Source organism: Acinetobacter sp. UBA6526 (assembly GCF_002434875.1).
GTDB lineage: Bacteria > Pseudomonadota > Gammaproteobacteria > Pseudomonadales > Moraxellaceae > Acinetobacter > Acinetobacter venetianus.
In genome coordinates, this window is the sequence record NZ_DJLC01000195.1 from 1 (window position 1) to 10,392 (window position 10,392).

A 10,392-nucleotide genomic window follows, 5' to 3' on the forward strand; every position below is an offset into this window, starting at 1 on the left:
AAAAATCAGCGTCCAGAACTTTGGAATCTTTACAACGGTAAAGTAAACAAAGGCGAAAGTATTCGTGTGTTCCCTTTGTCTAACTGGACTGAGTTAGATATTTGGCAGTATATCTATTTAGAAAATATTCAAATTGTTCCTCTTTATTTCTCTGCTGTACGTCCAGTGGTTGAGCGTAGTGGTACGTTGATCATGGTAGATGATGAACGTATGCGTTTGAAAGAGGGTGAAGTTCCACAAATGAAATCAGTACGTTTCCGTACACTTGGTTGCTACCCATTAACAGGTGCAGTTGAGTCTGAAGCGGATACATTGCCTGAAATTATCCAAGAAATGCTTTTAGCAACAAGTTCAGAGCGTCAAGGTCGAATGATTGATCATGATGAGGCTGGCTCAATGGAAAAGAAAAAGCAGGAAGGTTATTTCTAATTTCCTTAAGCGAATCCCTCTTTTAAAAGAGGGAGTTAGGGAGATGAAAACCGATTTCTAAAGAATATGTGGAGTTTTGAGCAATGTCTCATCAATCAGATCTTATTAGCCAAGACATCTTGGCGTATTTAAACCAGCATGAAAATAAAGACTTATTACGCTTTTTAACATGCGGTAATGTAGATGATGGTAAAAGTACTTTAATTGGTCGTCTTCTTTATGATTCTAAACTGATTTATGAAGATCAGTTGCAAGCGGTTACCCGCGACAGTAAGAAAGTTGGGACTACAGGTGATGCACCTGACCTTGCTTTACTTGTTGATGGTTTACAAGCTGAACGTGAGCAAGGTATTACCATTGATGTTGCTTATCGTTATTTCTCAACTGAAAAACGTAAGTTCATTATTGCTGATACACCAGGGCATGAGCAGTACACGCGTAACATGGCTACAGGCGCATCGACTGCTGATCTTGCGATTATCTTGATTGACGCGCGTTATGGTGTCCAAACACAAACACGTCGTCATTCATTTATTGCAAGCTTGTTAGGTATTAAAAATATCGTTGTTGCGATCAATAAAATGGATTTGGTCGAGTTCTCAGAAGCGCGTTTCAATGAAATTCAAGTTGAATATGATGCATTTGTGAATCAACTTGGCGATCGTCGTCCTGAAAATATTTTATTTGTTCCAATTTCTGCACTGAATGGTGATAACGTCGTTAATCCATCAGCAAGTACGCCGTGGTACAAGGGTGAAACCTTGATGAGCATTCTTGAATCAGTGGAAATTAAGCGTGAATCGAACAAACAGGAATTCCGTTTCCCTGTTCAATATGTGAACCGTCCTAACCTTGATTTCCGTGGTTTTGCTGGAACAATTGCACTAGGCGAAATTCGTGTTGGCGATGAAATCGTTGCATTACCATCGGGCAAGAAATCAACAGTAAAAGAAATTGTTACTTTTGATGGAAATCTTGAACAAGCTGCTGCGGGTCAAGCTGTTACCTTAACGCTCAATGATGAAATTGATATTTCTCGCGGCAACGTACTTGTGCGTGCTGGTGAGCAACCTTTGATTTCACGTAGTGTGCGTGCTTCAGTGGTTTGGATGAATGAGCATCCTTTAGTAAAAGGGAAGTTGTACAACGTAAAAATTGGTACGCAAACAGTTCCTGCCAAAGTCACTGCAATTAATTTCCGTGTAAATGTTAATACACTTGAGCACACACAGGTTGAAGAACTTGAACTGAATGCGATTGCTGATGTTGTGGTTGAGTTCGATGCACCAGTTGTATTCGACCAATATCAAGACAGCCGTTACACAGGCTCATTTATCTTTATTGATCGTTTAAGCAACGTGACTGTCGGTGCTGGTATGGTTGAAGCAGCAGTAGAATGGACTGCACACAGTAATCCTGTGACTGCGGAAGATCGTGCTGCTCGTTTAGGGCAAAAGCCTGCAGTGATTGGTGTGTCTGCACAGTTAATCGAGAAAGCTCAGGCTTTGGAAAGCTTATTGATTCAACAAGGTGTGGTTGCGATTGCAAAAGCCAATTTGACGGCTGAGCAAATTGCATTGTTACGTGAAACAGGTGTGGTGGTTATTACGACAACTGTTGAAGGTACAGATACGGAAATTGCCGCTGAAACGGTTGAAGAAGCCGCTGAAAAAGTGGTGGAACTGGTTCGTCTTTAATTGATCGAGTCAATTGAAAAAAACCCGCTTAGGCGGGTTTTTTATTTTTGAATTAGACATTTTAGAATGCATTTTTAGATAATTTAAAAATATATTCTTGAATATCTTTTGGATAGTTGTGGATTAAAGCGATAAGCATTTGTTTATCACCTTGATATAAAGCACGGGTTGCTTCTTCATAATTCGGCATATCGCCTAACATTGCAGACATAAAGCGATCAGTGGCTTGTTTTGCCAGCATCTTATTGCTTTCAGAGTTTGGATCATCCAGTTCTTTATCGATCAGTTTGCGAATAATCGCAGAAGCACTGGCACTCTGCTGGTCTAGCCAATCCCAGTGCTTTTTCTGTAAGGTGATTTCTCGAGAAATTACCCCAAGTTTCGGGCGTCCAACTTTTTTAGTTGGTTCAGGTTCAGCATATCGCTCACGAATTTCTTGTTCAGAGCCAGTGTAATCAAAATCAATTTGCCTGCCATTTTGATCATTAAAAATCAAAATATTTTCAGTCGTTTCTTGAAGTTGTTTAATCTTTAAGATGAGTTCCATCATTTCACCACTTGCAAGATAGCGATCACCTGAAAAAGAGGTATAGGTTGTTGAACTATTCATATTCTAAAAATCTAATTTTATACGGGTAAAATAATATTATCAGGGTAAAACTATTTTTGCAAATCCTACTGTAGGATAGACGCCATTCATATTATTTTTTTTATGATGAATAGAGCAAATGAATAGATTGAAAGTTAGTAAGCGAAAGATGCAATTTTAAATTTTTATTCTGCTTTGATAGGGCTTTTATGAGACAATATCCTTTCATATTTTTTGTATTTGGACTCCCATGACTGATTATTCTCCAGAATCTTTAAGCGATATCGAAGTTTTAGACATTTTACAGTCTATGAAAAAAGATGTGCTTGATAGTGAAGCAAAAGAGATAATTCGTAATGGTGGGAAAGCTGGGCGTCAAGAATCACACAAACAAGCTTTAGTAGCGCTAAATACAAGTTTTGAAGAAAAATTTGTTGAAGCTGTGACACTTGCTTTGGGATTAAATGCGGGGCAGGCGAAAAAAATACGTTATAAGAAAGATCGTGTTCGTATCTTGAAAGTACGTGGTATTGATTATCTTGCGATTGATGGAGCGGAAACAGCACAAGTATTATCTCAAATTGCACAGGCAATTACACGTGAAGATGCAATTGTGACGGAAGGCTTACACAATATTTTTCCATTTTGGAAGGAAGGCTGGCCAATGGTACAGTTTGATAATGCTTATAAAATCTTGGCTGAAGACATTTCGATCCACTACCAAGCAACTTTAGACCAACTTATTGCTTTATATGGTGGAAATTAATTTCTATTCAAGTTTAGAATGATGTAAATCAAATCATTAAAATAACAAGGATGTTGGCTTTATGAATCAACAATTAGAATTACCGCAAGAGGCGTTACAAGCATTGCGATCGGGGCAGTTGATTGAGGCAATTAAAATAACTCGTGAAAAAACAGGACTTGGTTTAAAAGAGTCAAAAGATTTAGTTGATCAATATTTAAATGATCATCCTAATGAACAATCACATTTACAAGAACAATTGGCGCAACGTAGTCGGGGTGGGCTTAAGTTCGCTGTGTTTATATTCTTGTTGATTGTGATTATCGCTTGGATGATATGGAAGTAATAAAAAGCCCAATTAAATTGGGCTTTTTATTTATTCAGATGAGGTTGTCGTTTCGGTTTCTTGACTCGGTAAAATCTGAGTAACAAGCAATTGGTCAATTTTATAATGATCAATATCGACAACTTCAAATTTAAAGCCCGCATATTCTACAGCATCGGCTGGGCGTGGAATTTTGCGAAGACGGTACATGATGAAACCTGCGATGGTTTCATAATTTTCATTTTCAGGAAATTCTTCGATTTCTAAAACATGTTTTACATCTTCAATAGGCGTACTACCATCAATTAGCCATGAATGATTATCACGTTTAATGATCTGTTGCTCTTCATCCATTGGTGTGACCCAGTCACCCATTACGGTAATCATGATGTCACTCAGCGTAATTACACCGACAACCAAAGCGTATTCATTGATAACAACAGCGAATTTCTCTTTAGTTGAACGGAAACGATCCAGTAACTCGGATAAAGTCAACGTATCTGGAATAATCAGAACATTGCGAATCGTTGATTCATTTAGCTGGGTAAATGATTGATTATTCAAAATACGAACTAAAATATCTTTGGCATCGACATAGCCAATCACTTGATCAATATGTTCGTTACAGACTAAAAACTTTGAATAAGGATATTCGGCAAGCTTTTGACGGATACTTTCTTCTGGTTCAGTCAAGGTAAAGAACACAACATTTTCGCGTGTTGTCATACTAGATGGAACAGTTCTTTCTTCAAGCTCAAATACATTTTCAATAAAATGATGTTCTTGTTTTTGCAGAACACCAGCTTGAGCACCTGCATCCATCACCGCTGAGATATCATCAAAGGTAATATTATCATCACGAATTGTATTAACTTTAAACAGACGAAATAACAGGTTCGCTATTGCATTAATTCCCCATGCAAGCGGCTTACAAATTTTGATAAAAACTTGAATAGGTTCAATGACACTAATAGCAATTTTTTCAGGGGCGATCATTGCCAAGCGTTTTGGCATGAGATCAGCAAATAAAATGAAGAGTGATGTTACCAATGTAAATGACAGTGCAAAACCAATGGTTTCTAGCCAAGGGCCTGCATAAAACTGTTTGATCATTTCAACGAAAAACGGGCGGAACGCAGCCTCACCGAGGATACCACCCAAGATTGCGACAGCATTTAAACCAATTTGAGATGCCGCAAAAAAATCAGCAGATTGCTCTTGTAGATCTAAAACTTTTTGAGCACGCGTTTCACCAGATTCGGCTAAAATTTTTAATTTAACTTTACGAGCGCCAGCTAATGCAATTTCTGTAAGTGATAAAAAGCCTGCCGCTGAAATCAGCAGAATAATTACTATAATATTTTGGAAGAGACTCACACATCACCTGTGGTTCATCATTATTATGAATATGTTGTAACACAAAAAAGTACGGAGGTAACTAAATCCTTACCGCAGTGTAACAATCTATTCGGAAGGGGGTAGAATTTGCTGATATTTCAACAAATTCTAAGGGTTTTTACAATTGGATATTTTAGTATTGTGAAAATTGAGAATTATTTATAAAAAACTCACGATTCTCTTCTTCGATCATTTGTCTTGCAACAAAGAGGATTAATTGTCTTAACCAACGATGTGCAGGATGATGATGTAGCAACGGACACCATGCCATTTTTAATTCAAATTCTGGAATATAAAATGGAGGATCTTTGATCACAAGTTTTGGATTCTGTGTTTGTAAGCGTGCCATTCGGGTAGGTAATGTTGCAATCAAATCAACATTTTGAGCCAACAACGCTGGCATTTGATAATGGCGTGTAAATACAGAGATTTTACGACGTTGGCCAATACGTTCTAGTGCTTGATCAATCCAACCCAAACCTGCTTGTTTATCTGGATTTACACCAAATCCAACACCCATACCTGTTTTAGATACCCAAATGTGTTGAGCATCTAAATAGCTTTTCAAATTTAAGTGAGTAACTGCTGGATGTTTGTCATTCAAAATACAACTAAAGCTATCACGCCAAACTAGGACTTGATGAAAACTTTGCGGAATTTCATTAAAGCGGTTAATGGCGAGATCAACTTTACCTTGTTCCATATCTCGATAAGACACGTCACTTGGAGTAAGGAAGTCGAGTACAACATTAGGTGCTTCCGAGCGCAATGCCTTGACAAGGCGAGGCACTAAGGTGGCTTCGGCATAATCCGAAGTCATGATACGAAACACACGAGTACTTGTATAAGGTCTAAATTCGGTACGCGGTTCCAAAATCATGGAAAGGTCTGACAATGCATCACGAATACGAGGTTGTAATTCAAGTGCACGTTCAGTTGGCGTCATACCTTCTGATGAGCGAATGAGCAGGGGATCATTAAACAAATTACGCAAGCGGCGTAAAATATTACTCATCGCGGGTTGAGTAACCCCTAATTGTTCTGCTGCGCGTGTGACATTTTTTTCCCGAAGAAGTACATCAAGATAAATTAATAAATTGAGATCAACCCGCTCCAGATTCATAAAAAAAATACCGAAAATAAAATATTTAAATTGTGTTGAATTATGACATATCTCAAGGCATTTGTATAACTTAAATCCTACTAAATAAGCTCTAAAACACCGACCAACAAAGCTATTCCGTTTTGTGCTAACTCGTTTGGTTTTGAATGCACTTAACCGTAATCTGAATAGCAGTAAACAATAAAAATAATGAGTGAGAATATGGCAAAAAGTGTCAATTTAGATCGTTAACATCGATGCTGATAAAAGAATTTACTGTTTAAAATTAATACAAAATCTTTGGTGGATGATTCTGTGTTGCGATTTTATTTTAAATAATAGTTTATAAGTAACAATATCTTATAGGTGTTTATTTTTTATATCACATCATCTTTTCACATGTATTTCAAAAAAAAATACTGAAAATTACCTTAGGATATTGGATTAATCTCTTGGCAAAGACTAAGCTGTGCAACATATTGATGAAGTGCTTGAAATCTAGCCTATAAAAAAGCATGGTTTTATTGCGATCGTTCGATGCCAATCCTCAAAAGGAATATATCATGTCTACATATTTAACAGCGATTGATGCAATTCGCGAATTAAAAGCAAAATTCGGCAACACTTGGCGCGATATTAGCCCAGAAGATGCTGCTCGTATGCAAATACAAAACCGTTTCAAAACTGGTTTAGATATTGCTAAATATACAGCTGCGATTATGCGTCGTGATATGGCTGCTTATGATGCTGACTCTAGCAAATATACTCAATCATTAGGTTGCTGGCACGGTTTCATTGCACAACAAAAAATGATTGCGAACAAAAAATACTTCGGTACTACTGAACGTCGTTATATCTACCTTTCAGGTTGGATGGTTGCTGCACTTCGTTCAGAATTTGGTCCACTTCCTGACCAATCTATGCATGAAAAAACTTCTGTTCCTGCATTAATCGAAGAAATCTATACTTTTTTACGTCAAGCTGACGCGAAAGAATTAAACGATTTATTCCGTGCTCTTAAAAAAGCTCAAGAAGCTGGTGACACTGCTAAAGCTGCTGAAATCACTGCTCAAATCGATGGTTTCCAAACTCACGTTGTGCCAATTATTGCTGACATCGACGCTGGTTTCGGTAACGAAGAAGCGACTTACTTACTTGCTAAGAAAATGATCGAAGCTGGTGCTTGTGCGCTTCAAATCGAAAACCAAGTATCTGACGCGAAACAATGTGGTCACCAAGCTGGTAAAGTAACTGTTCCGCACGAAGACTTCATCGCTAAAATCCATGCATTACGTTATGCATTCTTAGAAATGGGTCTTGATGACGGTATCATCGTTGCACGTACTGACTCTGAAGGCGCTGACTTGACTCAAAAAATCCCAGTGGTTAAAGAGCCAGGTGACATCGCTTCTCAATACATCAGCTACTTAGACACAGTTGAAATTGACATTGCTGATGCTCAAGAAGACGAAATCTTGATCAAACGTAATGGTAAATTACACCGTCCTAAGCGTTTAGCTTCTGGTTTATATCAGTTCCGTCCAGACACTCAAATTGACCGTGTTGTACTTGACTGTGTATCTAGCCTTCAAAATGGTGCTGATCTTCTTTGGATCGAAACTGCAACTCCAAACGTTGAAGAAATCGCTCACATGGTTAACCGTGTACGTGAAACAGTTCCAAATGCTAAGCTAGTTTACAACAACAGCCCATCATTCAACTGGACGTTAAACTTCCGTCAACAAGCTTACGATCGTTGGGTTGCTGAAGGCGAAGATGTTTCTGCTTATGACCGTGCTAAATTAATGAGCGCTGAGTACGACAACACTGAATTAGCTGCTGATGCTGATGAGAAAGTACGTACATTCCAAGCAGATGCTTCTCGTGAAGCGGGTGTGTTCCATCACTTGATCACACTTCCTACTTACCACACTGCTGCTCTTTCTACTCATGAGCTTGCACAAGGTTACTTCGGTTCTGAAGGTATGTTGGCTTATGTTGCTGGCGTACAACGTAAAGAAATCCGCGGTGGTATCGCTTGTGTTAAACACCAAGCAATGGCTGGTTCTGACATCGGTGATGATCACAAAGAAATCTTCTCTGGTGACAACGCTCTTAAAGCGCACGATGATGCTAAAAACACAATGAACCAATTCGCTGCTCACTAAGCTTCGATTGATTCAAAAAAACCCTGCTTATGCAGGGTTTTTTATTTCTACTAAGCAATAAAAAAGCTCACCTTTATTTAGGTGAGCTTTCTATTAAACTTTATTCAGCTTCTTTTTTAAGCTCATATTTATCTGCTAAATCACCCGTAATTTCATTTCCTTCCATATCAAGTGCTTTTAAATAACCTTCAGCAACGAAATATTTGCGGTTATCGCCAGTTTTATCTAATTCGATAACAGATGTGTTGTTCGCATCGAATTGGAAGCTACCTTTGCTTTCAAATGCTTTACCGTCACCTTTGCCAAGATATGTTTCTTTTAACTCATAGGTTTTATCAGCGTTAAGTTCAAGCTCTGTTTCAATACCTTCACAATCTGCACATGGTAGAACACCTTTATAAGTGCCATTCCAGTCTAAAGAGTTTTCGGCAGTGTGAGCGCTATCAACGGCAACTGCTTCACTCGCTGCTGTTGGAGTTTGCTCTTGATTATTTTTGTTGTCTGTTTTACTACAAGCTACTAAAAATACAGAAGCGAGAGATAGTGCAATAATTGATTTTTTCATTTTGGATTTAACCTATTAAAAAATACTTGTGTCCTAAGTTATGAAATTTAAAAAGAAAAGGGTAGTGAAGGAATGTAAGCGTTATTTAACCTTTGGTAAATCGTGAAAAAATCAATATAAATATTTTCTTAATAATGTTCATTGATTTGTAATTTTTTATTGTTAGTTTCAGGTTGTAAGGGTATTCAACGTAAACAAACAAAAGCCACGCATTCAATAAAGAAAATAAAGAAGGTAAATTATGAGTATTAATGTTTTAAATCGACTATTTTTAATAGGTGCACTCTGTGGTTATAGCGTATTTAGCCAAGCCCAGGAAATTACGGTGATCGGTCATGCAGGTGCGCCTTCATTTGCTATTGCAAATACATTGCCTTCATATCAAAGAGCCATTAAGGATGGGGCTGATTTCATCGAAACTGATATTGTTCCCACCAAAGACGGAGCGCTGATTTCCATACATGAAAATGAGCTAAGTTTAACAACCAATGTGAGCAGCTTTAGCCAATTTGCAAATAGAAAAACCAGTAAGCTCGTTGGTGCAAAGTATTACACAGGTTGGTTTAGTGAGGATTTTACGCTCAGTGAAATCAAAATGTTAAAAGTACATGAACGTGGCCCAAATACACGGCCTGAAAATACAGCTTATGATGGTTTATATAATGTAGCTACACTGGATGAAGTGATTAATATAGCCGAGCAAAACTATAATAGAACAGGGAAAATCACCGGGATTTATATTGAAATGAAAACTCCTGCGTATTTTACAGCAGTGGGACTTCCAGTGGAGAGTAAAGTTTTAAATACTCTTGCAAGGTACAAATATACCAGAGACATTGCACCTATTTATATTGAGGCGTTTGATCCAATCAGTTTGAAATTGGTACGTACTAAACTTAATACAACGCATAGCTCACTCAAGAGGGTGAAGTTATTACAATTACTTAATGATTTAGGCCCGCTGTATGATGCTGTAAATCTTGCAAGTTTGCCTGCCTATGCAGTATATGCTGATGTAGTTGGGCCGAACAAGAATGCTATTTTTAGAGACAATTCAACGAAGGCGAGCAACTTTGTCAGTATAGCGCATGGGGTTGGACTTGAAGTGCAGCCGTGGTCATTTGCACCTGAAAATAATAATTTACCTACGGCATTTAGATGTAGCGGCGTGCTTTCAGAGAGATGCCCATCGGGATTGAAAAAACAGCTTAAAATGTTTTTTGATGCTGGTATAGATGGTGTGTTTGTAGATGATCCTGCAACAGCAAAAGAGGCGCTAGCTGAATACTAGAGATCTATAAATATTTGAAAATAAAAAGCCACTTAATTTCTTAAGTGGCTTTTTAAAATTTTGGAGCGGGAAACGAGACTCGA

The 10,392-nt window shown here is 37.9% G+C and carries 10 protein-coding genes; 6 read left to right on the plus strand and 4 right to left on the minus strand.

Annotated elements, in window-relative coordinates; genetic code table 11:
- Both cysD and cysN read left to right on the plus strand, forming a co-directional pair.
- Positions 1-429: sulfate adenylyltransferase subunit CysD (gene cysD / locus B4237_RS13230; protein ID WP_286943524.1), on the plus strand; the 429-nt coding region annotated here is incomplete at its 5' end.
- A gap of 83 nt (positions 430-512) precedes the next feature.
- Entirely contained in the window at positions 513-2,126 is a 1,614-nt protein-coding gene (gene cysN, locus B4237_RS13235) for a sulfate adenylyltransferase subunit CysN (RefSeq protein WP_004880685.1), read from the plus strand.
- Positions 2,127-2,187: 61 nt separating this feature from the next.
- On the opposite strand, the gene B4237_RS13240 is transcribed toward cysN, so the two are convergent.
- Positions 2,188-2,736, minus strand: a complete 549-nt coding sequence (locus tag B4237_RS13240) for a DUF2239 family protein (protein WP_278596057.1) — start codon at positions 2,734-2,736, stop codon at positions 2,188-2,190.
- 229 nt (positions 2,737-2,965) lie between these two features.
- On the opposite strand from B4237_RS13240, the gene B4237_RS13245 reads away from it, so the two are divergent.
- Both B4237_RS13245 and B4237_RS13250 read left to right on the plus strand, forming a co-directional pair.
- Positions 2,966-3,481, plus strand: a complete 516-nt coding sequence (locus B4237_RS13245; RefSeq protein WP_004880681.1) for a hypothetical protein — start codon at positions 2,966-2,968, stop codon at positions 3,479-3,481.
- A 61-nt stretch (positions 3,482-3,542) separates the two neighbouring features.
- A complete protein-coding gene (locus tag B4237_RS13250) occupies positions 3,543-3,806 on the plus strand; it encodes a ribosomal protein L7/L12 (protein WP_278596056.1) in 264 nt (87 codons plus the stop codon).
- A 30-nt stretch (positions 3,807-3,836) separates the two neighbouring features.
- Here the strand turns inward: B4237_RS13250 and B4237_RS13255 are convergent, their stop codons facing one another.
- The gene (locus B4237_RS13255; RefSeq protein WP_004880676.1) at positions 3,837-5,162 is read right to left on the minus strand and encodes a hemolysin family protein; all 1,326 of its coding nucleotides are present in this window, start codon (positions 5,160-5,162) and stop codon (positions 3,837-3,839) included.
- A 154-nt stretch (positions 5,163-5,316) separates the two neighbouring features.
- The gene (locus B4237_RS13260) at positions 5,317-6,306 is read right to left on the minus strand and encodes a LysR family transcriptional regulator (RefSeq protein WP_004880674.1); all 990 of its coding nucleotides are present in this window, start codon (positions 6,304-6,306) and stop codon (positions 5,317-5,319) included.
- 542 nt (positions 6,307-6,848) lie between these two features.
- Between B4237_RS13260 and B4237_RS13265 the strand changes: the two genes are divergently transcribed.
- Complete coding sequence (locus B4237_RS13265) at positions 6,849-8,453, plus strand: isocitrate lyase (RefSeq protein ID WP_286943529.1); 1,605 nt, start codon at positions 6,849-6,851, stop codon at positions 8,451-8,453.
- A gap of 100 nt (positions 8,454-8,553) precedes the next feature.
- On the opposite strand, the gene B4237_RS13270 is transcribed toward B4237_RS13265, so the two are convergent.
- A complete protein-coding gene (locus B4237_RS13270; RefSeq protein WP_019384926.1) occupies positions 8,554-9,018 on the minus strand; it encodes a copper resistance protein NlpE in 465 nt (154 codons plus the stop codon).
- A gap of 241 nt (positions 9,019-9,259) precedes the next feature.
- Here B4237_RS13270 and B4237_RS13275 point away from each other — a divergent pair, with 241 nt between their 5' ends.
- Positions 9,260-10,309, plus strand: coding sequence for a glycerophosphodiester phosphodiesterase family protein (locus B4237_RS13275; RefSeq protein ID WP_278596054.1), 1,050 nt, complete (start codon positions 9,260-9,262; stop codon positions 10,307-10,309).
- The last annotated feature ends 83 nt before the right edge of the window (positions 10,310-10,392 follow it).

Coding starts and splice junctions, on each gene's coding strand:
- cysN (WP_004880685.1), top strand. CDS start 513: ATGTCTCATCAATCAGATCTTATTAGCCAAGACATCTTGGCGTATTTA.
- B4237_RS13270 (WP_019384926.1), bottom strand. CDS start 9,018: ATGAAAAAATCAATTATTGCACTATCTCTCGCTTCTGTATTTTTAGTA.
- B4237_RS13265 (WP_286943529.1), top strand. CDS start 6,849: ATGTCTACATATTTAACAGCGATTGATGCAATTCGCGAATTAAAAGCA.
- B4237_RS13250 (WP_278596056.1), top strand. CDS start 3,543: ATGAATCAACAATTAGAATTACCGCAAGAGGCGTTACAAGCATTGCGA.
- B4237_RS13275 (WP_278596054.1), top strand. CDS start 9,260: ATGAGTATTAATGTTTTAAATCGACTATTTTTAATAGGTGCACTCTGT.
- B4237_RS13245 (WP_004880681.1), top strand. CDS start 2,966: ATGACTGATTATTCTCCAGAATCTTTAAGCGATATCGAAGTTTTAGAC.
- B4237_RS13260 (WP_004880674.1), bottom strand. CDS start 6,306: ATGAATCTGGAGCGGGTTGATCTCAATTTATTAATTTATCTTGATGTA.
- B4237_RS13240 (WP_278596057.1), bottom strand. CDS start 2,736: ATGAATAGTTCAACAACCTATACCTCTTTTTCAGGTGATCGCTATCTT.